A 22,463-nucleotide genomic window follows, 5' to 3' on the forward strand; every position below is an offset into this window, starting at 1 on the left:
CGGCGCGGCTAGCTGGAAGCCCCCCGGGCTTGCCGGAAGGTCCGGGCGTTTCGCCGTCGGAGGTCGGATGCACAGGCTTCGCGCCGTACTCGCCGCCCTGTCACTGGGCGTACCGTTCGTCGCCAGCGCGGCGGATATCACGCGGATCGCCTCGGCCCTCGAGGACGATGACCCGTTCGACCTGTTCATCGACGTCGGGTTCGAGCGCACCCAGACTCGCGCGAAGATTGTCCGCGAGCAGCTCTCCACCAACGCCGAGCCCGGGATGACGGGTGACGTCGCGGAGCTCTGGTACAAGGGCGTCGACGCGCGGCTCAACCTGCGGATGGCCATTGGCCTCTACCGGGACCTGGAGCTGTCCTTCAAGCTCCCCCTCGTGTTCCAGCAGAACGAGGAGTGGAACTTCACGTCCCAGTCGTCGCGCTCGACGTCCACCATCACCAACAACTGCATCAACGCGGATGGCAGCCTCATCCCGAACTGCCTCGGCAACCCGGACGCCAGCGCGCCCCTCTTCGGCGTGCCGCAGGAGAGCTTCCGCGGCGGCCTGGGCAACCTGCACTTCGGCCTCGCGTATGCCTTCTTCAACCAGGAGAAGGACGACACGAAGCCCACGTGGATTGTCGGCATCGACTACGAGGCTCCCACCGCGAAGGTGAGAGACCCGAGCGTGGACACCACGGACTCGGATGAGCGCGGCAACATCGGGGACCGGGTCCACAAGTACCAGATCTACACCTCGTTCTCCCGGCGCATGGGCGCGGCCGAGCCGTACTTCAAGGCCAGCTACACCATCCCTGTGCGAGGCCCGGGCATCTACTCGAACTGCGACCAGCGCAATGCCACGCCGCCCAACCTGGGTGCGCCCGGCAACTGCGGCCAGGGCCCGTGGAACCGCAAGGAGACGGGCATCAAGGCGCCGGAGATGGTGGGCATGCTCGCCGGCGTGGAGCTGGTGCCGTTCTACCGGCCGGAGAAGCACCAGAAGTTCACGCTCGACCTGCGCGCCATCGGCAACTACGTGGGCTCGGGCCGGTACAACAACGAGCTGAGCGCGGCGCTGCGCAAGCTGCTCACCTCCGAGGAGTACTTCCAGATCGGCGGCATGATGGGCGTCACCGCCAGCGCGGCCGAGTCCTTCCAGATTCGTGCGTCCGGCACCTTCCTCTACAACACGGACCACCTGCTCACGAACGAGGAGCTCGGCAAGGACCTCGACGGCGACGGGGAGATCAACGACGCGCTGGGCTCGCCGGAGCTCAACCCCACGTTCGACTGGCGCTATGACCTGGTGTCCCGCCGCTTCCGCGCCATCGGCAGCACGACGTTCCGCTTCGACCTGAGCGCGACCTTCAGCTTCTAGCGCCGGGCAGCACCCCGTCAGGAGACGTGGCCCCTTCGGCACGTCTCCTGACTCCGCCTCCCTGCCTCACCGCTTCAGCGACAGCCCGAGTCGGTAGACATCCTGTCCCGACCAGCCCGCGCGTCGCGCCAGCTCGGTGCTCAGCGGCTTGAGCTTCTCGCCCCGGGCAAGTCCCTCCTCCAGCGCACGCCGCAGCTCGTCCTCGGACCAGCGCCGCTCGCCGGTGCGGCCCTCCACCATCACCACCACCTCGCCGCGTGCCTCCTCCGTCGCGTAGCGCGCGGACAGCTCCGTCAGCGAGCCCCGGACGAACTCCTCGTGCAGCTTCGTCAGCTCCCGGGCCACACAGCCCCTGCGCTCTCCCCAGGCCTCGAGGAGGTCCTGGAGCGTCTCGCCCAGGCGCCGGGGCGACTCGTAGAGCACCAGCGTCGCGGACAGCGCGGCCACCTCCTCGAGCATGGCCCTTCGCTCCGGCCCCTTGCGTGGGAGAAAGCCCAGGAAGTGGAAGCGCCCCGTGGGCAGTCCCGATGCACTGAGCGCTGAGATCAGCGCGGTCGCCCCGGGCACGGGGACGACGGTGAGGTCTCTCTCGAGCGCCTCCGCCACCAGCCGTTCCCCCGGGTCGCTGATGGCTGGACTGCCCGCGTCCGTGATGAGCGCACAGTCCTCGCCCCCGGCAATCCGGTCCAGGATCCGCCCGGCCCGCTGCCCTTCGGCGAAGGCCGGGAGGCTCACCAGGTCCTTCCCACCGATTCCAAAGTGGTCGAGCAGCACGCGGGAGTGCCGTGTGTCCTCGCACGCAATGAAGGCCACGGCCCGAAGCGTCTCGAGCGCGCGCACCGAAATATCACCCAGGTTCCCGATGGGCGTGGCCACCAGGTACAGCGTTCCAGCCATGCCTTCCCCTTACATGCCCGCATCGAAGGCGCCGGGAATGTGCTCCACGGTGGCGCGCTCACCGCGCCCCACCACCGACACGACATCGAAGCGCATCATCCGCCCATGCAGGTCATGGGCGAAGAGATAGTGCAGCGCCGCCTTCACCACCCGACGCTGCTTCGCGAAGGACACCGTGTGCGCGGGGTCTCCCCACACCGCCGAGGAGCGCATCCGCACCTCGACGAAGCACACCAAGTCATCCCGCTCCACCACCACATCCAGCTCGCCGTAGCGACACGGCCAGTTCCGCGCCCTCACCCGCCACCCCTGCGCCTCCAGGTACCGGACCGCCAACGCCTCCGCCTCATCCCCCACCGCCCGCCGCTCCCCACGCGCCACCATCCACCCCCGCACGTCCTCCCCTTGGAGGACAACGCCCAGCATCGGACTACACGTTAACCGTGCCGTCCGACATCTGAGCGAAGCCCGCGTGCGGGGTGACGTGCAGCACCTGCGTGAGGGTGCCCAGGTGCTTCAGCATGCGAGCGATGAGGGGCAGCTTCACCTCTTCCACGCCGACGAAGACGTCCTCGAGGATGAAGGGCCGCTTCACCCGCGCGCTCGCCTTCTCCACCACCGTCATCCGCAGGGCCAGGTAGTACAGGTCCAGGTCCTTGGGCGGCAGCTCACCCACGGGCACCCGACGGCCGCCCGTGAGCGCGAAGGCCCTGCCCTCCTTGTCCCACTCGACGCCCTGGTAGCGACGGTCCGTCAGCGCCGTCAGGTACTGCACACAGCGCTCCTTGAGGAGCCCCTGCACGCTGAGCACGTCCGTGGTGAACACGTCCGCGGCCTGCGACAGGAGCGCGGGGGATGGATCTTCCAGCGGCTCCGCGGGTGCGGCCGTCCCGTCCGGGGCAGTCATCGGAGCCGGCGGAGCCTTCGCCAGCGCGATGGACTCCTTCACGCGCCCCAGCTCCCGCTCCACCTCACGCATGTCGCGCACATAGGAGCCCTTGCGCGTCAGCTCCGCGTTGAGCGCATCCATCTGGTCCTTCAGCGCCTGCCGCTGCGTGGACGCCGCCACGAACTCCGGGTCCGCCTCCACCGATGCGAGCTGATCCTTCAGCTCCACCACGCGAGCCGCCAGCAGCTCCTTGCGCTCCAGCGCCGAGGGAATCTCGTCCAGGCTCTCCACGCCCAGCGCCTTCTGAGCCATGCGCACGGGCGCGGCCTCGGCCTCGAACTCCTCGAGGATCTTCTTCTCGCGCGCGTCGAAGCGGCCCTCCTTGCTCCCACGCTTCGAGGTCTGCTGGAGCTCATCCACGTACCGCAGCGCCAGGAACGCCGAGAAGCCGAAGGCTGGGATGTCCAGGAGCACCAGGTAGCGGAAGAGGCTGTCGACGCCGAGCCCCAGACCCAACCCCAGGCCCAGGAACAACACCCCCACGCCGATTCCCGCCCAGAACCCCTGGTTGCTCGTCAGCGGCTCCACCGAGGCCGGAACCTCCGCCGCTTCCGCGTCGCGATCCGCCCCGAGCCGGGCCAGCGCGTCGTCCCGCTTCGTCAGCGCCTTGGGATAGCGCTGCACCCGCTGGAGGATGTCCTGGGGAAGCCCCAGCGTCTGGGGCGTCGGAGCGGCCCGCCACGCGTTCTCCGCCTCATGGATGGCCACCTTGATGCCCTCGGTGCCCTTGAGGCGCTGATCCGCGTCGAAGAGCTGCGAGGACAGCCCATCCACCTTGAACTGGAGCGCATCCACGTCGCGCGCGGAGACCAGCTCCTCCTCCAGCGCGCGGACCTTCGCCTCCGCGGAGTGGAGGTCTTCAGCGGGGGCCACCGCGGACGCCGACGCCAGCGACGGGAACTTGCCCGACGTCTTCGGATCCACCGCCTTGCCCGCGGCCTTGCGCGGCCGGCGCGACGGGAGCTGCCCCAACTGCAGGCAGTAGAGCTGCTCGAAGGCCGTGCGCGGAGGCAGACCAACCTGGCCCCGCAGGAACTGGTTCGTCTCCGAGGCATCCGACGACACCAGCTCCGGCTGCTGCGTCGTCTTGTTCACCCGGTGCAGCGTCCCGGAGCCCCCCAGCTCGCGCAGCACGCGGTACGTGACGCCATCCACGCCCTGGAAGGTGAGCGCGGCCTTGCCGGACTTCGCGCCCGGCGCCACGAAGGAGACATCCCCACCGCGCCCGTCTGAGTAGAGCAGCGCGAGCAGGAGCCCCGCGAACGGACTCACCTCCGCACCGGGCGGCTTGAGGACGAGGTACCCGGCTTTCAGCGCGGAGCGGCCCGCGGGACTGAAGCCCCGGACATTCTGGACGGCGACCTCGACGAATTGCATGGCGGACGCATGTTAGCGCGAATGAAAAAAGGAGCGCCCGGTATCGGACGCTCCTTCTTGAGTTGGCCCATGGGCCAACAACGACTCAGGGGCTCAGGAGGCCTTGCTGGCCTTGGTCTCCGGCTCTTCCTGCACGTCGACGCGGGCAGCCTTGCCCTTCAGGTCGCGGAGGTAGAACAGGCGGCTGCGGTTCACGCGGCCACGCGAGAGGACCTCGATCTTCTCGTAGCGGGGGCTGTGCAGCGGGAAGATGCGCTCCACGCCGACGCCGAAGGACATCTTGCGGACCGTGAAGGTCGCGCGGTGGCTGCCAGAGGTCTTCCGGATGACGGTGCCCTCGAACGCCTGGACGCGCTCCTTCTCGCCCTCCTTCACCTTCCAGAAGACGCGCACGGAGTCACCAGGACGGAACGAGGTGACGTCCTGGCGCAGGTACTTCGCCTCGACGTGCTGAATGGCGCTGTTACGCATGACTGACTCCAGTGAAACGGAAGCTGACGCGACAATGGACGCGTGAAAGAGCGGGCCGTACTAGCAGAGAGAGCGGTGTCGGACAAGCCCGCTGAGGCCCAACCCACTGAGAACCCCTAGGGTTACAGGTCTTCCTCCCGGCGAGCCAGCAGTTTCTGGTCGGCCTTGGACAACTCCAACCGGGCGAACAGGTCTGGCCGACGCTCTCGCGTCAACATCAGCGACTTCCAACGCCGCCAACGCGCGATGCGCGCATGGTCCCCCGACTGGAGGACCGCCGGAACCTCGGCCTCTCGAAACACAGGCGGCCGGGTGTACTGGGGATGCTCCAGCATCCCCTCCTCGAAGCTTTCGGAGACGGACGAGGCCACGTTCCCGAGCACTCCGGGAACCAGCCGCGCCACCGCGTCCACCACCGCGAGCGCGGCGATCTCCCCGCCGGTGAGCACGAAGTCTCCCAGGGACAGCTCCCCATCCAGGGAGCCCATCACCCGTTCGTCCACGCCCTCGTAGCGGCCACACACCAGGATCAGCCCAGCCGCGTGGAGCGCGAGCTCCCGCGCACGGGGCTGGGTGAAGGTCTGCCCCCGAGGACTCATCAGGAGCACCTTCGCCCCCGGCAGCCGGGCCCGGGCGACCTCGATGGCGGCGACGAGCGGCTCCGGCTTCATCACCATGCCCGCACCGCCACCATAGGGCGCGTCATCCGTGACGCGGTGCTTTCCCTCCGCGAACTCGCGGATGTCCGTCACCGTCGCGCAGAGCAGCCCCTTCTCCTGGGCCTTGCCGAGGATGCTGGCGCCCAGGTAGCCGGACACCATCCCAGGGAACAGCGTGAGCAGCTCCACCGGATACGGCGGACTCACTGCTCGGACTCTTCCGGCCCGTCGTCGCGACGCCCGACCTCGACGTACTCGGGAGGACGGATCACGATTCGCTGCGCCGCGATGTCCACCGTCGGAACGAACTCATCCGCGAACGGCACCACGAGCTCCTGTCGTCCCGCGGCGCGGATGACCAGGTTCGGCACCTCGCTGGTGGCCCAGATCTCTTCCACGCGGCCCAGCGACACACCGGACTCGTCCACGGCCTCGAGGCCGATCAGGTCCCCCTGGAAGAACTCACCTTCCTCGGGAGGCTCCAGGTCCTCGCGATAGACGAAGACGGTGGCTCCCACGAAGCCCTCCGCCTGCGTGCGCGACTCAATCCCCTCGAAGACGACGATGTCCTCCTTCGGGGTGGGCCGCAGGGACTCGATCTGCAGGTCCCGCTCCTCGCCCGCACGGGTGCGGACGCGAACACGGTCCACGGTGCCCAGGGTCTCCGACGCGGGGTCGAACGGGCGGACCGCCAGCTCCCCACGCAACCCATGGGCCCGAGAGACGTAGCCCAGCTCCAGCAGCGGCTGAGGGCTCACCGGGGAGCATCCGGAGCGCCGGCGGGCTGCCCGTTGGCCGCGTTGCGCCGGTCGTCGAGGATTTCCAGGCGGACCTTCTGGCCTGTCTTCTGGGCAGCGGCATTGAGCAACGTCCGGAGGGCATTCACGGTACGCCCATCACGGCCGATGACCTTGCCGACATCCTCGGGGGCGACCTTCAGCTCGAAGAGCCGTGCGCCGTCCGCCTCGGAGATGCGCAGGCCCACCTGGTCCGGTTGATCGACCAGGGCCCGCGCCAGATACGTGAGAAGTTGCTCCACGTCCGCTCAGTACAGGCGGCCGCGGATCAAGCCGCGGGGGTGGACTTGGGGGCCTTCGCGGCGACCTTGATGAGGTCGGCGACCGTCTCGGACGGCGTCGCGCCCGTCTTCAGCCAGTAGTTCAGCCGGTCCTCGTTGAACTCCACCTTCGGAGGGGTGAGGTTCGGGTCGTACGCGCCAACGGCCTCGATGAACTTGCCATCCCGGGGGTTGCGGGAGTCGGTGGCGACCACGTGGTAGTACGGCTTCTTCTTGGCGCCCGCGCGGGCAAGACGGAGGACGACGGCCATGGAGTACTCCAGCGAACAGGAAACTACGAATGGAAACGGGGTGGCGCTCTTAACGCCGCACCCGCGGGATTGTCAAGGAAGCTCGGGACTTTATGTCGTGCTTTCGGCCGGAGAGGCCTCGCCACGATTGGCGAGCTGACCGCAGGCACCCGCGATGTCCCGACCGCGGTTCTTCCGGATGTAGGCAGCCACGTGTGCCTCGGAGAGGATGGCCCGGAACTCCTCCGCCCGCTCCTCCGCCGTGGTCTGGAACCCCAACCCCGGGTTCTCGTTGTAGGGAATCAGGTTGATCTTCGCCGGAATCCCCTTGAGGAGCTGGATCAGCCGGTGCGCGTCCTCATCCGCGTCGTTGAAGCCCTGGATGAGCACGTACTCGAAGGTGATACGGCGCCCCTGACGCAGGGGGAACTTGCGGCACGCGTCCAGGAGCGCCGCGATGTTCCACTTGCGGTTGACCGGCATCGTCTTGCTGCGCTGCTCGTCCGTGCTCGCGTTGAGCGAGATGGCGAGCTTCACGTCCGTCTCCTTGCCGAAGCGCTCGATCATGGGAACGAGGCCGACGGTGGAGACCGTGATGTGCCGGTGGCTGAAGTTGGGGCCGTCCTCCGACTGGAGGATGGCGAGCGCCGTCTTGAGGTTCTCGAAGTTGTGCAGCGGCTCGCCCATGCCCATGAACACCAGGTTGCTGAGCGGGCGCAGCGTCTCATGGCCCTCGTTCGCGCGGACCTCGCGGTTCACCGCATGGACCTGGGCGACGATCTCGCTGGGGGTCAGGTTGCGCTTGAGCCCCATGGTGCCCGTCATGCAGAAGCCACAAGCCATCGCGCAGCCCACCTGGGTGGACACGCACAGCGTCCGGCGGTCCTCGGAGGGCATGTAGACGGACTCGATGTAGCGGCCGTCCCGCGTCTTCCAGCGGTACTTGATGGTGCCGTCGGTGCTGCGCAGCTCACAGTCCTTCACCAGCGGGATGATCTCCGCGGCGGCCCGGAGCTTCTCGCGCAGGACCTTGGACAGGTCCGTCATCTCGTCGAAGGAGACAGCGCCGCGCTGGTGCAGCCAGCGGTAGATCTGCGGGGCACGGAACGCCCGCTCGCCCAGTTGCTCGGTGACGAACCGGGTGAGCGCCTCCATGGACAGGCTGGCCACGTCCACGAGCTTCGCGGGCGCCGGCGCCGGCAGAGGCTCCGTGACGGGAAGAGAGGCAGTGGTGGCGGTCGTCTCGGTCATCGTGTCGCGCTATGAACTGTGGGGCCCGGGGCGTCCCTTCCCACACCTGGGCACGGCAAGTCAAAGCGGCCCTCGCTCCCGTGTCCGCTCGCTGGAAAAACCAACGGCCCGGGCCGCCACCCTCACAGGTGCCGACACCGGGCCGGAGGTCAGAGCCCCTTGGGGGGCCTGCCGCCTACTTCTTGGCGGTGTAGTCGTACGGCTGGATCTCCGTCTCGCGGAAGAAGTACGCGATCTCGTTCTTCGCGTTCTCCAGGCTGTCGGAGCCGTGCACCGTGTTCTGGTCGATGCTGGTGGCGAAGTCCTTGCGGATGGTGCCTTCGGCCGCCTGCGCGGGGTTGGTGGCGCCCATGATGTCGCGGTTGCCCAGGACGGCGTTCTCGCCCTCCAGCACCATCAGGACCACCGGGCCGGAGATCATGAACTGCACCAGGTCCTTGAAGAAGGGCCGGGCCTTGTGGACCGCGTAGAAGCCCTCGGCCTCCTTCTGGGAGAGCTGCTGCAGCCGGATGGCGACCGGCTTCAGGCCCTTCTCCTCGAAGCGGCTGATGATCTTCCCGATGACGCCCTTCTGCAGACCGTCCGGCTTGATGATGGAAAGCGTACGCTCGATGGCCATGTGACTGGCTCCTTGTTCCGTTGAGGGAGTGTTAGCGCTTCTTCGGGCCGCGCTTCACGGCCTCCTGAAGCGTGGTGCCCAGCTCGGCGGGGCTGGCGGCCATCAGGATGCCCGCGGCCTCCATCGCCTTGATCTTCTCGGTCGCCGTGCCCTTGCCACCGGAGATGATGGCGCCGGCGTGGCCCATGCGCTTGCCCGGGGGCGCCGACTGACCGGCGATGAACCCCGCGATGGGCTTGGTGAACTCGCGAGCCACGTACTCCGCGCCCGCCTCCTCGGCGCTGCCGCCGATCTCACCAATCATGATGACGGCGTCGGTGTCCGGGTCCGCGTTGAACAGCTTCAGCACGTCCACGAAGTCCGTGCCGTTGACCGGGTCACCGCCGATGCCGACGGCCGTCGACTGGCCCAGGCCCAGCTGCGTGAGCTGGTGCACGGCCTCGTACGTCAGCGTGCCGGAGCGCGACACCACGCCGATGCGGCCCGGCTTGTGGATGTGGCCCGGCATGATGCCGATCTTGCAGTGCGCGCCCGGCGTGATGACGCCCGGGCAGTTCGGGCCGATGAGGCGAACGCCCGGCTTGCCCTGCAGGTAGCGCTTGGCGCGCACCATGTCGAGGACGGGGATGCCCTCGGTGATGGTGATGATGAGGGACACGCCCGCGTCGGCGGCCTCCATGATGGAGTCGGCGGCGAACGGGGGCGGCACGAAGATGACGGACGTGTTCGCGCCCGTCTGCTTCACGGCGTCGGCGACCGTGTCGAACACGGGAACCTTGCCCTCGAACTGGGTACCGCCCTTGCCCGGCGTCACGCCGGCCACGAGCTTGGTTCCGTACTCGAGCATCTGCTTCGAGTGGAACGAGCCCGCCGAGCCGGTGATGCCCTGGCAGAGGACCTTCGTGTTTTCGTTGACGAGGATGCTCATGGCGCTCCTTCAGGAAAGTGTTGGCGATGAAGCGCGCCGGACTACTTCAGCGCGGAGACGGCCTTCTCCGCCGCCTGCCGCAGGTTGTCCGCCGGGGTGATGGCGAGGCCGGAGTTGCTCAGGAGCTTCTTGCCCAGCTCGACGTTGGTGCCTTCCAGCCGCACCACGAGCGGGACCTTGAGCTGCACTTCCTTCGCCGCCGCGATGATGCCCTCGGCGATGACGTCGCACTTCATGATGCCGCCGAAGATGTTGACCAGCACCGCCTTCACCGCCGGGTCGGCCAGGATGAGCTTGAAGGCCGCCGTCACCTTCTCCTTGCTCGCGCCGCCGCCCACGTCCAGGAAGTTGGCCGGCTCGCCGCCCACCAGCTTGATGGTGTCCATGGTGGCCATGGCCAGACCCGCGCCGTTCACCATGCAGCCGATGTTGCCATCGAGCGCGATGTACGCCAGGTCCCACTCCTTGGCCTGCGTCTCACGCGCGTCCTCTTCGGCCAGGTCGCGGTACTCGAGCAGGTCCTTGTGCCGGTAGAGCGCGTTCTCGTCGAAGGTCACCTTCGCGTCGAGCGCCACCACTCCGCCATCCTTCAGGATGACCAGCGGGTTGATCTCCACCAGCGACGCGTCGGTCTCCACGAACATCTTGTAGAGCGCCGAGCAGAACTGGACGAACTTGTTCACCGTCGGGCCCGTGAGACCCAGGCCGAAGGCCAGCTTGCGGCCCTGGAAGTCCAGGAAGCCCACCGCCGGGTCCACCGTCTCGCGGAGGATCTTCTCGGGGTGCTTCTCCGCCACTTCCTCGATCTCCACGCCGCCCTCGCGGGACGCCATGAAGGTGAGGCGACCGGTGGCGCGGTCCAGCGTCACGCCCAGGTACAGCTCCTGGCCGATGGCGAGACCCTCTTCGATGTAGACCTTGTGGACCTTCTGGCCCTCGGGCCCGGTCTGGATGGTCTTCAGCTGCATGCCGAGGATCTGCTTGGCCAGCTCCTTCGCCTCGGCGGGGCTCTTGGCCAGCTTCACGCCGCCGCCCTTGCCGCGGCCTCCCGCGTGGATCTGGGCCTTCACCACGACAACGGACGTGCCGAGCTGCTTGGCGGCCGCCTCCGCTTCGTTCGGCGAGAGCGCGAGAATTCCCTTCGGCGTGGGCACACCGTACTTCCGGAAGATTTCCTTGCCCTGGTACTCGTGGATCTTCATCGAGGCTCCATGTGGAGACGAGGGGGACGACCCCTTACAGGCGTCAGCGCGTCGCCCTCATTGCGCAGAAAGCGACGGATGGCAAGACTGTTTGACCCGTCACGTCGTCAGGCAATCCAAGGCGCGGAGCGCTGATAACCAGAAATGCCTGGGTGAATGAGGCGTCCTTCACGGCCCATCCCCTGCCCTCTCGTGACGGAAACCAGGCCCTCCAGGAGCCGGGCCCTGGGGCGCTGTGACCCCTGCCCGCTCCAAAACGGCGACGGCCCCATGCCGCGCCCCGAAGGACGCACGCATGAGGCCGTTGCCAGGAGGACGTCGGAGGACGTCCTGATGTCACCCCGGACCGCTGTGACCCTTCTTCTCCTCCTCGTGCGAGAAGAGGTCCTTGATGACCAGCTTGGTCACCTGACGGTTCATCATCGCGATGGAGGTGGTGAGCGGAATCTCCTTCGGGCAGACCTTCACGCAGTTCTGCGCCTTGCCGCAGTCCTGCACACCGCCGGGGCCCATGAGGGAACGCACGCGCTCCTCGGAGTTCAGCTTGCCCGTCGGGTTCATGTTGAACAGCCGCGCCTGGCTGATGGCCGCCGCGCCGACGAAGTCGTTGTCCATCGTCACCTGCGGGCACGCCTCCAGGCAGCTGCCGCACGTGATGCACGTCGACAGCACGTACATCGTGGACTGGTCCACCGGCGACTGGCGCGGGCCGGGGCCCAGGTTGTGCGTGCCGTCCGTCGGAATCCAGCCCTTCACCCGCTTGAGCGCATCGAACATGCGGTTGCGGTCCACGGCCAGGTCCCGGACGATGGGGAACTTGCTCATGGGCTCCAGCGTGATGGGCTGCTCGAGCTTGTCGATGAGGGCCGAGCACGCCATGCGCACGCGCCCGTTGATGTTCATCGCGCAGCTTCCGCACACCTCTTCGAGACACGCGGCGTCCCAGACCACGGGCGCCACGCGCTTGCCGTCCGAGGTGACGGGGTTGCGCTGGATCTCCATCAGACAGGAGATGACGTTGGCGCCCTTGCGATAGGGCACCTTGAACTCATCATAGTGACCCGGCTTGTTCGGGTCGTCCTGCCGCCAGATGCGGAAGGTGATGGATTGGCTGCTGACGGCGCCTGCTTGTGCGGTGTCCATGTGGCTCGACCCTTCACTTCCAAGTCAGTTGCGGAGGCCCGCGCTCTCACGCGGGCCCACCTGAGAAAGCTCCCAGCGACTCACGCGTACCAGCGCGGCTCCGGCTTCAGCACCGGCGTCGGGACGTCCTCGTACGAAATCCGAGGCCCCTCCTCCGCGTGCTTCGCGATGGTCGTCTTCGCCCACTTGTCGTGGCGTGCCTGCCACAGCGCCATCCACTCGGCGTCGTCGTTGGGGTCCTTCGTCTTCGGCTCGGGCAGCGAGAACTCCGGCTTGTAGTGGGCGCCGCGGCTCTCGTCGCGCAGCAGCGCGCTCGTCGCGATGACCTCACCCAGCTCGAGCATGTTCCAGAGCTGGTTGGTGAACGACAGCGAGCGGTTGGACGAGTTGCCCGTGTCCAGCACGTTGACGTTCTTCCAGCGGCCCTTCAGCTCGCGGATCTTCTCCACCGTCTTCTTCAGCCGGTCGTTGTACCGGACGACGGTGCAGTTCTCCGTCATCACGTCGCCCAATTCCTGCGCCAGCCCGTAGGGATTCTCCGGACCCGCCATCTTCTTGATGGTGCCGAACCGGTCCTCCCAGTAGCGCTTCGCGTCCTGGAAGAACTTGTCCGGCATGGACGCCGCGCTCTTCGCGTTGCTCTTCGCGAAGGACGCCATCGCCGGGCCGCCGATCATACCCGAGTAGATGCAGGACAAGAGCGAGTTGGCGCCCAGGCGGTTGCCGCCGTGGAACGCGTAGTCCGCCTCACCGGCCGCGTACAGGCCCGGGATGTTGGTGGACTGGTTCTTGGGGCTGCCCTCCAGCGGCGTGAGCGTCTTCGAGTCCGCCTCGAACGTCACGTACAGGCCGCCCATGGAGTAGTGCATGCCCGGGAAGATGACCATCGGCGTGACGCGCGGGTCGTCTCCGACGAACTTCTCGTAGATCTCCATGACGCCCTTGATCTTGGCGTCCAGCGTCTTCGCGGGGATGTGCGTGACGTCCAGGTAGACGCCGTCGCGACCGCCGATGCCCATGCCCAGGTCGCGGCAGACCATGAAGATCTCTCGCGTGGCCACGTCGCGGGGCACCAGGTTCTTGTACTTGGGGTACTTCTCCTCGAGGAAGTACCAGCGCTCGCTCTCCGGGATGTCCCGGGGCCCGCGGGTGTCGCCCTTCTTGCGGGGCACCCAGACGCGGCCACCCTCGCCGCGCACCGACTCGCTCATCAGGCGCAGCTTGTCCTCGCCCGGGATGGACGTCGGATGCACCTGGATGAACTCGCCGTTGGCGTAGATGGCGCCTTCCATGTAGGCGCGGCCCGCGGCGGTCCCAGTGTTGATGATGGAGTTGGTGGAGCGCCCGAAGACGATGCCCGGGCCACCGGTGGCCAGACACACGGCCTCCGCGGGGAACGTGCGGATCTCCATGGTCCGCAGGTCCACGGCCACACTGCCGATACAGCGGCCGCTGTCATCCTTCACCGTGCCCAGCCACTCCCAGTACTCGTACTTGGTGACCTTGCCCTCCGCCTCGTAGCGGCGGACCTGCTCGTCCAGCGCGTAGAGCAGCTGCTGGCCGGTGGTCGCGCCCGCGAAGGCGGTGCGGTGGTGAAGCGTGCCGCCGAAGCGGCGGAAGTCCAGCAGGCCTTCCGGCGTGCGGTTGAACGTCACGCCCATGCGGTCCAGCAGATAGATGATGCCGGGAGCCGCGTAGCACATGCCCTTCACGGAGATCTGCTCGGCCAGGAAGTCGCCGCCGCGCAGCGTGTCCTTGACGTGGATCTCCGGGTGGTCACCCTCTCCCTTGGTGTTCACCGCGCCGTTGATGCCGCCCTGGGCGCAGACCGAGTGAGAACGCTTCACCGGGACGAGCGAGAGCACATCCACCTGGTGGCCCGCCTCCGCGAGCTTGATCGTCGTCATCAGCCCGGCGAGACCGCCGCCCACCACTGTGAACCGCGCTGCTGCTGCCATCTATCGTCTCCTTGACTGCCGGGGTCCCAGACACGCCCACCTTCTACCGACTCGGCGTACCGCGCTCGGGACATCTCCGTGCGAGTTCTACAGGCTAGTTAACTTGGTGAAAGCGTGCCGCAACGGCGGCGTTCAGGACGATTAGCCCACGTCATTCGCGGCATCAGGCATGAAGCCCGCCTGGGTCTTCCGGCGGGCTTCATGTCCTGGAACGAGCTACAGCTTGACGGAGTCGACCGTCGCCTTGACGGAGGTGAAGGACTTCTCCAGCTCGGCCTTCTCCGCGGCGTTCAGGTCGACGGTGATGACCTTCTCCACGCCGCCCGCGCCGATGACGACGGGGGTGCCGAAGAAGTAGTCATTGATGCCGTACTGGCCCTTGAGCAGCGCGGCGGCCGGCAGGACGCGCTTGCGGTCGAAGATGAAGCTCTCCGCCATGGCGATGGAGGACGCGGCCGGCCCGAAGTAGGCGCTGCCCGTCTTGTACAGGCCCACCAGCTCCGCGCCGCCCTTGCGGGTGCGGTCGACGATGGCGTCCAGCTTGTCCTTCGCGATGAGCTCCGTGAGGGGCACGCCGCCCACGGTGCTGTGGCGCACGAGCGGAACCATGTCGTCGCCGTGGCCGCCGAGCACCAGCGCCTCCACGTCACGGATGGAGCAGCCCAGGGCCTCCGCCACGAAGCACTTGAAGCGGCTGGTGTCCAGCACGCCCGCCATGCCCACGACCATGTTGTCCGGCAGGCCGGCGATCTTGTGGAGCGCGAACACCATCGCGTCCAGCGGGTTGGCCACGTTGATGACGAAGGCGCCCGGGGCGTGAACCTTGATGTTCGCCGCCACGTCCTTCATGATCTTGAGGTTGACCTCGAGCAGGTCCTCGCGGCTCATGCCCGGCTTGCGGGGCATGCCGGCCGTGATGATGACCACGTCCGAGCCAGCGACGTCCTTCCAGTCCGTGGTGCCGGTGACGCGACAGTCGTAGCCGTCCACCGCTGCGAGCTGGTTGATGTCCAGCGCCTTGCCCTTGACCAGACCCTCGGCCACCGGGATGTCGTACAGGACCACGTCACCCAGCGACTTCTGCACCGCGAGCAGCGCGAGGTTGCCACCGATCTGCCCGCCGCCGATGAGGCCAATCTTCTTCTTGCGATTCTGAGCCATGGATTCGCCGTCTCCCATTTCCCCGTGAGGGGAATTACATGTGCTTGATGATGGCCTGACCGAACTCGGAGCACTTCACCTCGGTCACCCCGGACTGCCCCTCCTGCTTCATCAGGCGGGCGAAGTCGTACGTCACCGTCTTGGCGGCGATGGCGCGGTCCATGCCCTTGATCATCAGGTCCGCGGCCTCGTGCCAACCCAGGTGACGGAACATCATCTCACCGGAGAGGATGACGGAGCCCGGGTTCACCTTGTCCAGGTCCGCGTACTTGGGCGCCGTGCCGTGCGTCGCCTCGAAGACGGCGTGGCCCGTCACGTAGTTGATGTTGCCACCCGGCGCGATGCCGATGCCGCCCACCTGGGCCGCCAGCGCGTCCGACAGGTAGTCGCCGTTGAGGTTCAGCGTGGCGATGACGTCGAACTCGTCCGGACGCGTGAGCACCTGCTGCAGCGTGATGTCCGCGATGGAGTCCTTGACGATGATCTTCCCGGCGGCCACGGCGGCCTTCTGCTCGGCGTTCGCCGCGTCCTCACCCTTGGCGGCCTTGGTCGCCTCCCACTGGTCCCAGGTGTAGACCTTGCCACCGAACTCCCGGGCGGCCAGGTCGTAGCCCCACTGGCGGAAGGCGCCCTCGGTGAACTTCATGATGTTGCCCTTGTGGACCAGCGTGACGCTCTTGCGCTTGTGGTCCACCGCGTACTGGATGGCCGCGCGGATGAGGCGCTCGCTGCCCTCCTTGGACACGGGCTTGACGCCCAGGCCGATGTTCGACGCGAAGCGGATCTTCCCGAACTCCTTCGGGAACTCCTGCTTGAGCAGGCCCAGGAACTTCTCCGCCGCCGCGGTGCCGGCCTCGAACTCGATGCCCGCATAGATGTCCTCCGTGTTCTCACGGAAGATGGTCATGTCGACCTTCTCCGGCGTCTTCACGGGGCTGGGCACGCCCTTGAAGTACCGGACGGGACGCAGGCAGACGTACAGGTCCAGCATCTGGCGCAGCGCCACGTTCAGCGAGCGGATGCCGCCACCGACGGGCGTCGTCAGCGGGCCCTTGATGCCGACCAGGTAGGTGCGGAAGGCCTCGACCGTCTCTTCGGGAAGCCAGTTGTTGACCTGCTTGAACGACTTCTCGCCGGCGAGGACCTCATACCAGGCGATCTTCTTCTTGCCCTGGTAGGCCTTCTCCACCGCCGCGTCGAAGACCGCCTGGGACGCGCGCCAGATGTCGCGGCCAGTGCCGTCGCCCTCGATGTAGGGGATGATCGGGTGATCCGGGACGGACAGCTTGCCGTTCTGGAGGGAGATCTTCTCGCCGGACGACGGGGGCGCCATGGACGTACTCCTGGAAGGTGTGGCCGTGTAAGAATTGGCGCGGGATAGTCGAGAACCCGCCCCCCTCCCGTCAAGGAGTTTGGCCAGCCTTCCAGGTTGCCGGACTTATCGGACCCAACGGCGCGGCACGGACAGCGTGGCTGTCCCCCACGCGGCCGGCGAAGTCCGACGCTGAACCGGACGCGACTACCAGCAGGCCAGTCCAGGCGCCGGCAGCTCCACCGTCACGGTGAGCCCCGCCTCCGCCCCTCGCTCGGCGGTCAGCGTGCCCCCCACGGATTCCACCAACTCGCGCGCCCGCGCCAGCCGCCGGTGCGTGGCCCCCACCAACATGGGCGACAGGAACACCGACCGCAGCTCCCGCTCCGACAGCCGGGCCTCCGGCGTCACCACCTGGAAGCGCGGCGGCTCGTCCCCGAAGTCGTCCGGGGGCGCCAGCGTCAATCGCACCTCACCCTCCCCCGCGCAATCCGCCGCGTGGGCCAGCAACAGTAACAACACCTGGCGTGTACGCCGCTGGCCCGTCCGCGCCAGGACGGCCTCGCCGGGTATTTCCAGCTTCACTTTGTTGCCACGAATTCTTCTCGTGGCTTCCAGCAGTTTCACGGATTCAAAAACAAGCGCCGACACATCCACCTGGTGAAAGTCTGGCCCTTCCACGGGCTCCAGGGATGCAACGGGAAGGGAGCGATTCGTGCTCCGCTCCGCTTCACCCGAAGTCCATTCCACCGTGTTGCGCGCCGCACTCATCCACACCTCGCCCTATTGACGTGTCCGAAGGATTCTACCGGCGGAGTCCGACACTCTCCATTTCACTACGAGGAAGTGCAGGGGGCGTGATTGACTGCCGACATTACAGTTGCGCGACATCTTCCCGATGGGCTTGTTGGGTCCTGGGCATGCTTTTCGTGAAACCTAAAGAAATGACCTGTCACGGTTGACCCAGTGCCCTAGATTCTCGCCTTGACGAAAACAGCAAGGCTGCACAAATTCGATTTGACTGTTCCTCCTGTCTCCGTATGATGCGGACTCATAGCGAAATCGTGCCCACCGCAGCGCCGATGGAACAGGGAGGACCTGTTGTGCTTGCAACTTCGCCATCCGCATCAGGCGTTCCTCACTACCGGAGAAGGGGGCTCCTGGACATGGAAGGGGGAAACCCACTCTCCGACCGGCGGACGGTCGAGTTCGACAGCCGCGACGCATTCATCAACGTGATTCCGCTGCCGCCAGCGGAAGCCGCACTCGACGACTCGGGCTACTCGCTGCACGGCCGGGGTCCCAACGTCATCACCTGCGCGCTGGGCACGCCCGACGCGACGGTGGGTGAAGTCACCCGGCTGAGCCCGACGGTGGTCTGGGTGATGCCGAGGGGCCCGGTGAATCCCGCCGAGTCCGCCACGCTCCCGGTCTTCCTGAAGGGGCGCGGCCACACCATCGGTCCTCTGGTGGGCGCGTTCATCCGCGCCGACGCGGAGACGGCGAACGCCCCCGTGGGGCTTCAGTTGGTGGGCGTGACGGTGGAGCAAGGTCGCCAGATTCTCGCGCTGCTGGCGGATTCGTTGCGTCACGGCGTCGCGGAGCCGGCGGCGTCCGCCTTGCCGGTGCAAGACATCATCGAGCAGCCGGAGCGCATCCGCTCCATCCTCACCGCCATTTGCGCGTCTGGGAACAAGGGCGTGCTGCGGCGCATGGGCCGCTCGGTCCGGATGGTGTTGGAGCGCTTCAACTCGGCGACGTCGCAGCTCGAGTGGCGCACCGACGAAGCGGTGTCTGATTGGGGCGATGCGCCCTACGATGTGGATGTCATTGGCTACAACAGTGCCTATCGCATGCAATTGCAGGCGGGCGGCGCGAATGGGGATCGGCTCTTCACGCCGCTTCCGGCCAACATCTCCCGCATCCGTCACCGCTGGCACCGCCGCGTTCCCGCCCCCGAGGGCGCCCGCGTGCGCTTCCACCACCCGCTGTGGCGCGAGCTGGGTGAGCTCCAGCGCGAGGTGGTGGACCTGTCCTTCTCCGGCCTGTGCATCCGCGGCAAGCCGGAGGACCTGATGTTCCCGGGCCTCCTGCCGCCCCACATCGAGCTGGAGACGGCCGAGGGCCTGACGCTGACGCTTCGCGGAGAGCTCCGCTACGTCACCAGCCCCCGCGCGGACGGCACTGTCCTGTGCGGCCTGAGCGTGCAGCCCTACTCCGTCGACGAGGCGCGCTGGGTGCGCTTCGTGTCGCAGACGACCTCCCCCGCCACGCGCACCAGCGAGGACATGGAGGAAGGGCTGTGGGATTTATTCACGCGCTCTGGCTTCTTCAGCCTCGCGGGGAAGTCCACCGAGGAGTTCGACGAGCTTCGCCAGGCCTTCCGCGGCATGGCCAAGCGCGGCGCGGAGATTCCGCAGCTCTTCTGCCAGGCGGTGTGGCCGTCCGAGCGCGGGCCCGAGGCGACGCTGTCCTTCATGAAGCCCTACCGCCACGCGTGGATGGGGCACCAGGTCGCAAAGCGCCCCGGCAAGCCTCCGGCAAGCGTGGTGGAGCCCGGGCAGATCATGCGCGACCTGTACGTGCGCACGTTCGAGCATCCGCAGAGCGACCCGGACTTCCGCTGGGTGGTCGCGTACGTGGAGGCGCTCAACCCTTGGATCGCCAAGGCACACGTGCGCTACGCCGAGCGGCAGATGGAGACGGGCCAGGGCCTGGCCTTCACCCGCAAGGTCCACATGCTGGATGTCTTCAGCCACGAGCAGACGGGCCTGTCCCACGAGGGCATCCAGGTGGGGCTCGCCACGCCGCAGGAGTTGACGCTGCTGGCGGACAGCATCGCGCGCACGCGGCCGTCCTGCTACGTGGACGCGCTGGACTTCACCCGCGAGCGCATCGACATGCGCGGGGTCCAGGCGCGCTGGAAGGAATTCGGTCTCGAGCGTGAGCGCGAGATCCTGGTCGCGCGGAAGCACGGCGTGCCCGTGGCCGCGACGGTGCTGGAGTTGGGTCAGCGGGGTACGAACCTGTACTGCCTGCTGGACATGGCCCGCTTGTTCTCGATGACCGAAGAAGGACCGTCCACCTATGTCGCCCTGGTGGACGCCGCGCGCCGTTGGTACGCCGCGCGACGCCGCGCCTCGTTCCACTTCCTGTGTGAGGACGAGGGGGGGGATTACGTTCGGGAAGCCGGTATCCACTCGGGGCCAGATCCATACATGTGGATCATCTCCTCGAAGCTGATTCCAGACTTCCTCGAGCATATCAGTGAGCTGACCATCGGGCGCCGTGGCGCCCACAACCCTCGGTAACACACCCAAAGGTAGACACAATATGAGCAAGCAATTCGTGGAGCAGCACTACGTTCCGCACGTGGCTGCGGTGCGCGAGCGCCTGAAGACCTCCCCTGCCCTCCAGGCCCTGCTGGACCCCCAGGTCGACCCCGCGCTGGTGGAAGGCTTCCTCATCCAGCTCAACTCGCTGGGGGTCTACATGACGCAGCCGGTGGATGGCTGGATTCGCCGTGCGGGCGAGGCCTCCGTGAAGATGGGCCTGAAGGACGTGGGCGAGAAGCTCATCACCCACGCGAAGCACGAGGAAGGCCACCACCTGATGATGATTGAGGACACCAAGAACCTGGTGGCCCGGTGGAACGAGCACCGCACGCCCAAGCTCGACGCGGAGGCGCTGCTGAACCAGGTCCCCACGCAGGCCATGGTGGAGTACCGCAAGATTCACGAGGACACCATCGTCGGCCCCATGCCGGCGGCCCAGGTGGCCATCGAGTACGAAATCGAGAACCTGTCCGTCGTCTTCGCGCCCGGGCTGATGGAGCAGGCCAAGCGCGTCTGTGGCGAGGACATCATGGAGGCGATGTCCTTCGTGAAGGAGCACGCCGAGCTCGACGTGGGTCACACCGCCCTCAACGAGGTCATGCTGGGCAAGCTGCTGAGCCAGGTCCCCGAGAAGACCGAGGTCATCGGCAAGACGGGCGCGCAGGCGCTCGACATCTACCTGCGCTTCATGGGCGACTGCGTCGAGCGCGCCCAGAAGATGATGAAGCCCGCGGCGGCCTGAGCACGCCCGCGCGGTTCAGCCGGCTTGACGGATCCCCGCTCCGTCGCCCCTCACGCTCGGACGGATGATGCCTCTCAATGAGAGGCGGAGTTTGTCCAACGAAGTCCCGGTCGCAATGCCATACACGTAGCGGTCCGGGCGAAGCACCACCACGTCTGCCTTGTGGCGTGAGAACCACGCCTCCAGCCGGCCCTCGGTGTCCACGAGGGCATCCGCCGGAGGCTCGCCCGTGCGCGCGGGGGACTGCACCAACCATGCGCGCACCCCCAGCTCCGCGGCCAACGCGTGCGCCTCACGCCGCGTCTCGGGCGAGGCCCCCGGCCGCGTGAGCACGGCGAAGTCATTCCCCAGCACCCGGTCCAACAGCACCCGCTCGCCCGCGCGCCGCTCCACGTGCGGCTGGGGGAAGTACGTGCCTTCGGGCGCGGCCTTTCCTCGCTGGCCGCCCTGGAGGAAGCCCTTCTCCAGCGCGAAGGTGGGCCGCGCCTTGAACTGGCGGATGAACGTCCCCGTGACGGGCAGGTGGTAGAGCGCCCGGATGAGCAGGTTGCGCAGCCGCGCCACCCCCTGGCCTCCGCGCACCATCACCCGGCCCATCGCGTCCGAGCTCTCGATGATGCGCGTGACGTGTCCGCGCCGCTCCAGCTCATACGTGTCCAGCAGTGACGCGTCCGCCCTCGCTTCCAGCACCCACGCCAGCTTCCAGGTCAGGTTCGCCGTGTCGCGAAACCCCGCGCACAAGCCCTGCCCCAGGAACGGCGGCATCAGGTGCGCCGCGTCTCCCAGGAGGAACACGCGCCCCACACGCCAGCGCGCGGCGATCCGGCTGTGGTACGAGTGCACGTTGATGGAGGCGAAGGTCACCTCCCGCGTGCCGACATAGTGCGAGACGATGGAGCGCACATGCTCGAGCTGGCGCACCGCCTCCAGGTCCGCGTCCGCGGGCAGGATGATGTCCAGGCGCATCTCGTCCAGCGCCGTCGGCGCGATGAAGCCCCGGCGGGTCGGCCCACACAGGTAGCTGGCGCAGCCGGGCTCCGGGGACTTCACGTTCACGGTGATGGCCAGGCAGTGCTCCAGCGCGGTCGTCCCCTCCAGCTTCAAGTCCAGCGCGCGGCGCACGAAGCTCCGGGCACCGTCGCACGCCAGCAGGTAGCGCGCCCGCACCTCCACCTCCTGGCCGCTGGCGCTCTCCCGCATCCGCACGGTGAGCCCGTCGTCGTCCTGCGCGAAGGAGAGGACCTCGTGCCCCAGCCTCAGGCTCACGTGCTCGAAGCGCGCCAGGCCTCGCCGCATCGCCCCCTCCACCCGCGGCTGCTGGATGAAGGCGCCCAGGTCATGCCCCAGCGGCGCGTCGACTTTCGAGAAGTCCACTTCCGCGAGCGCGCGCAGGTCGTCGTCGATGTACCGGAGCGTCTTGCAGGGGTTGAACCCGGGCGCCAGCTCGCCTTCCAACCCGGCCGACTGGAAGATGCGCTGCGCCTCGTCATCCGTGCTGATGGCGCGGGACTGTCCGTGCGCGGACAGCTCCTTCTCCACCACGAGCGTTCGCACACCGCGGAGCCCCAACAAGTTGGCGGCCATGGCGCCCACCGGCCCACATCCGACGATGATGACGTCCACGGACTCAAGCGCCATGTGCCCTCCAGGACTCGTTACACGTTGAGCTGCCTTTGTTTCACGTCCCCGTCTACTCGCTACTCGACGCTCGAGGAGAGTACGCGGCGCGGCGGCATCCTTGCCTGTTTGCGTTTCAGCGCCCCCGAGAATACCCATACACGCGAGGAT

The 22,463-nt window shown here is 67.3% G+C and carries 21 protein-coding genes; 3 read left to right on the forward strand and 18 right to left on the reverse strand.

Annotated elements, in window-relative coordinates:
- The first annotated feature begins 67 nt into the window (after window positions 1-67).
- Complete coding sequence (locus tag MYSTI_RS21890) at window positions 68-1,363, forward strand: hypothetical protein (protein ID WP_015349974.1); 1,296 nt, start codon at window positions 68-70, stop codon at window positions 1,361-1,363.
- Between the two features lie 66 nt (window positions 1,364-1,429).
- Here MYSTI_RS21890 and rsmI read toward each other — a convergent pair whose 3' ends face one another.
- The 17 genes from rsmI to MYSTI_RS21975 all read right to left on the reverse strand — a co-directional run bounded on the left by rsmI (window position 1,430) and on the right by MYSTI_RS21975 (window position 17,183).
- Entirely contained in the window at window positions 1,430-2,260 is an 831-nt protein-coding gene (gene rsmI, locus MYSTI_RS21895; RefSeq protein WP_015349975.1) for a 16S rRNA (cytidine(1402)-2'-O)-methyltransferase, read from the reverse strand.
- A gap of 9 nt (window positions 2,261-2,269) precedes the next feature.
- Window positions 2,270-2,644 (reverse strand): YraN family protein, encoded by a 375-nt coding sequence (locus MYSTI_RS21900; protein ID WP_084668330.1) that lies wholly within the window; start codon window positions 2,642-2,644, stop codon window positions 2,270-2,272.
- A 46-nt stretch (window positions 2,645-2,690) separates the two neighbouring features.
- A complete protein-coding gene (locus MYSTI_RS21905; RefSeq protein WP_015349977.1) occupies window positions 2,691-4,586 on the reverse strand; it encodes an AAA family ATPase in 1,896 nt (631 codons plus the stop codon).
- 93 nt (window positions 4,587-4,679) lie between these two features.
- Window positions 4,680-5,057, reverse strand: a complete 378-nt coding sequence (gene rplS, locus MYSTI_RS21910) for a 50S ribosomal protein L19 (RefSeq protein ID WP_015349978.1) — start codon at window positions 5,055-5,057, stop codon at window positions 4,680-4,682.
- A 122-nt stretch (window positions 5,058-5,179) separates the two neighbouring features.
- Window positions 5,180-5,923: a tRNA (guanosine(37)-N1)-methyltransferase TrmD gene (gene trmD / locus MYSTI_RS21915; protein ID WP_015349979.1), complete on the reverse strand. Its 744-nt coding sequence runs from the start codon at window positions 5,921-5,923 to the stop codon at window positions 5,180-5,182.
- Window positions 5,920-6,474: a ribosome maturation factor RimM gene (gene rimM / locus MYSTI_RS21920; protein ID WP_015349980.1), complete on the reverse strand. Its 555-nt coding sequence runs from the start codon at window positions 6,472-6,474 to the stop codon at window positions 5,920-5,922. The genes trmD and rimM overlap by 4 nt, the downstream gene beginning before the upstream one ends.
- Complete coding sequence (locus tag MYSTI_RS21925; protein ID WP_015349981.1) at window positions 6,471-6,755, reverse strand: KH domain-containing protein; 285 nt, start codon at window positions 6,753-6,755, stop codon at window positions 6,471-6,473. Before MYSTI_RS21925 ends, rimM begins: the two co-directional genes overlap by 4 nt.
- A 26-nt stretch (window positions 6,756-6,781) precedes the next feature.
- Entirely contained in the window at window positions 6,782-7,045 is a 264-nt protein-coding gene (rpsP, locus tag MYSTI_RS21930) for a 30S ribosomal protein S16 (protein ID WP_015349982.1), read from the reverse strand.
- Window positions 7,046-7,135: 90 nt separating this feature from the next.
- Complete coding sequence (gene rlmN / locus MYSTI_RS21935) at window positions 7,136-8,275, reverse strand: dual-specificity RNA methyltransferase RlmN (RefSeq protein WP_015349983.1); 1,140 nt, start codon at window positions 8,273-8,275, stop codon at window positions 7,136-7,138.
- Window positions 8,276-8,450: 175 nt separating this feature from the next.
- On the reverse strand, window positions 8,451-8,894 hold the full coding sequence (gene ndk, locus MYSTI_RS21940; protein ID WP_015349984.1) for a nucleoside-diphosphate kinase: 444 nt from the start codon (window positions 8,892-8,894) through the stop codon (window positions 8,451-8,453).
- 31 nt (window positions 8,895-8,925) lie between these two features.
- A complete protein-coding gene (sucD, locus tag MYSTI_RS21945) occupies window positions 8,926-9,822 on the reverse strand; it encodes a succinate--CoA ligase subunit alpha (protein WP_015349985.1) in 897 nt (298 codons plus the stop codon).
- A gap of 41 nt (window positions 9,823-9,863) precedes the next feature.
- The gene (gene sucC / locus MYSTI_RS21950) at window positions 9,864-11,024 is read right to left on the reverse strand and encodes an ADP-forming succinate--CoA ligase subunit beta (RefSeq protein ID WP_015349986.1); all 1,161 of its coding nucleotides are present in this window, start codon (window positions 11,022-11,024) and stop codon (window positions 9,864-9,866) included.
- 336 nt (window positions 11,025-11,360) lie between these two features.
- Complete coding sequence (sdhB, locus tag MYSTI_RS21955; protein ID WP_015349987.1) at window positions 11,361-12,167, reverse strand: succinate dehydrogenase iron-sulfur subunit; 807 nt, start codon at window positions 12,165-12,167, stop codon at window positions 11,361-11,363.
- An 80-nt stretch (window positions 12,168-12,247) separates the two neighbouring features.
- Window positions 12,248-14,125, reverse strand: a complete 1,878-nt coding sequence (sdhA, locus tag MYSTI_RS21960; RefSeq protein ID WP_015349988.1) for a succinate dehydrogenase flavoprotein subunit — start codon at window positions 14,123-14,125, stop codon at window positions 12,248-12,250.
- Between the two features lie 216 nt (window positions 14,126-14,341).
- Window positions 14,342-15,286 (reverse strand): malate dehydrogenase, encoded by a 945-nt coding sequence (gene mdh / locus MYSTI_RS21965; protein WP_015349989.1) that lies wholly within the window; start codon window positions 15,284-15,286, stop codon window positions 14,342-14,344.
- Between the two features lie 34 nt (window positions 15,287-15,320).
- Window positions 15,321-16,619, reverse strand: coding sequence for an NADP-dependent isocitrate dehydrogenase (icd, locus tag MYSTI_RS21970; protein WP_015349990.1), 1,299 nt, complete (start codon window positions 16,617-16,619; stop codon window positions 15,321-15,323).
- Between the two features lie 186 nt (window positions 16,620-16,805).
- A complete protein-coding gene (locus MYSTI_RS21975; protein ID WP_144370127.1) occupies window positions 16,806-17,183 on the reverse strand; it encodes a sensor histidine kinase in 378 nt (125 codons plus the stop codon).
- A 581-nt stretch (window positions 17,184-17,764) separates the two neighbouring features.
- On the opposite strand from MYSTI_RS21975, the gene MYSTI_RS21980 reads away from it, so the two are divergent.
- Together MYSTI_RS21980 and MYSTI_RS21985 are read left to right on the forward strand one after the other, a co-directional pair.
- Entirely contained in the window at window positions 17,765-19,909 is a 2,145-nt protein-coding gene (locus tag MYSTI_RS21980; RefSeq protein ID WP_015349992.1) for a hypothetical protein, read from the forward strand.
- 22 nt (window positions 19,910-19,931) lie between these two features.
- Complete coding sequence (locus tag MYSTI_RS21985; protein WP_015349993.1) at window positions 19,932-20,675, forward strand: hypothetical protein; 744 nt, start codon at window positions 19,932-19,934, stop codon at window positions 20,673-20,675.
- A 15-nt stretch (window positions 20,676-20,690) separates the two neighbouring features.
- On the opposite strand, the gene MYSTI_RS21990 is transcribed toward MYSTI_RS21985, so the two are convergent.
- Window positions 20,691-22,313: a bifunctional 3-(3-hydroxy-phenyl)propionate/3-hydroxycinnamic acid hydroxylase gene (locus tag MYSTI_RS21990; protein WP_015349994.1), complete on the reverse strand. Its 1,623-nt coding sequence runs from the start codon at window positions 22,311-22,313 to the stop codon at window positions 20,691-20,693.
- Between the last annotated feature and the right edge of the window lie 150 nt (window positions 22,314-22,463).

This window comes from Myxococcus stipitatus DSM 14675, from assembly GCF_000331735.1.
In the GTDB taxonomy this organism is placed as follows: domain Bacteria; phylum Myxococcota; class Myxococcia; order Myxococcales; family Myxococcaceae; genus Myxococcus; species Myxococcus stipitatus.

Bases quoted from the DNA above. Each gene is read 5' to 3' on its own strand.
- rpsP (WP_015349982.1), bottom strand. From the start codon at position 7,045: ATGGCCGTCGTCCTCCGTCTTGCCCGCGCGGGCGCCAAGAAGAAGCCG.
- MYSTI_RS21985 (WP_015349993.1), top strand. From the start codon at position 19,932: ATGAGCAAGCAATTCGTGGAGCAGCACTACGTTCCGCACGTGGCTGCG.
- icd (WP_015349990.1), bottom strand. From the start codon at position 16,619: ATGGCGCCCCCGTCGTCCGGCGAGAAGATCTCCCTCCAGAACGGCAAG.
- MYSTI_RS21980 (WP_015349992.1), top strand. From the start codon at position 17,765: ATGGAAGGGGGAAACCCACTCTCCGACCGGCGGACGGTCGAGTTCGAC.
- MYSTI_RS21905 (WP_015349977.1), bottom strand. From the start codon at position 4,586: ATGCAATTCGTCGAGGTCGCCGTCCAGAATGTCCGGGGCTTCAGTCCC.
- sucD (WP_015349985.1), bottom strand. From the start codon at position 9,822: ATGAGCATCCTCGTCAACGAAAACACGAAGGTCCTCTGCCAGGGCATC.
- sdhB (WP_015349987.1), bottom strand. From the start codon at position 12,167: ATGGACACCGCACAAGCAGGCGCCGTCAGCAGCCAATCCATCACCTTC.
- MYSTI_RS21900 (WP_084668330.1), bottom strand. From the start codon at position 2,644: ATGGTGGCGCGTGGGGAGCGGCGGGCGGTGGGGGATGAGGCGGAGGCG.
- rlmN (WP_015349983.1), bottom strand. From the start codon at position 8,275: ATGACCGAGACGACCGCCACCACTGCCTCTCTTCCCGTCACGGAGCCT.
- mdh (WP_015349989.1), bottom strand. From the start codon at position 15,286: ATGGCTCAGAATCGCAAGAAGAAGATTGGCCTCATCGGCGGCGGGCAG.
- MYSTI_RS21890 (WP_015349974.1), top strand. From the start codon at position 68: ATGCACAGGCTTCGCGCCGTACTCGCCGCCCTGTCACTGGGCGTACCG.
- MYSTI_RS21990 (WP_015349994.1), bottom strand. From the start codon at position 22,313: ATGGCGCTTGAGTCCGTGGACGTCATCATCGTCGGATGTGGGCCGGTG.
- sucC (WP_015349986.1), bottom strand. From the start codon at position 11,024: ATGAAGATCCACGAGTACCAGGGCAAGGAAATCTTCCGGAAGTACGGT.
- rsmI (WP_015349975.1), bottom strand. From the start codon at position 2,260: ATGGCTGGAACGCTGTACCTGGTGGCCACGCCCATCGGGAACCTGGGT.
- rplS (WP_015349978.1), bottom strand. From the start codon at position 5,057: ATGCGTAACAGCGCCATTCAGCACGTCGAGGCGAAGTACCTGCGCCAG.
- ndk (WP_015349984.1), bottom strand. From the start codon at position 8,894: ATGGCCATCGAGCGTACGCTTTCCATCATCAAGCCGGACGGTCTGCAG.
- sdhA (WP_015349988.1), bottom strand. From the start codon at position 14,125: ATGGCAGCAGCAGCGCGGTTCACAGTGGTGGGCGGCGGTCTCGCCGGG.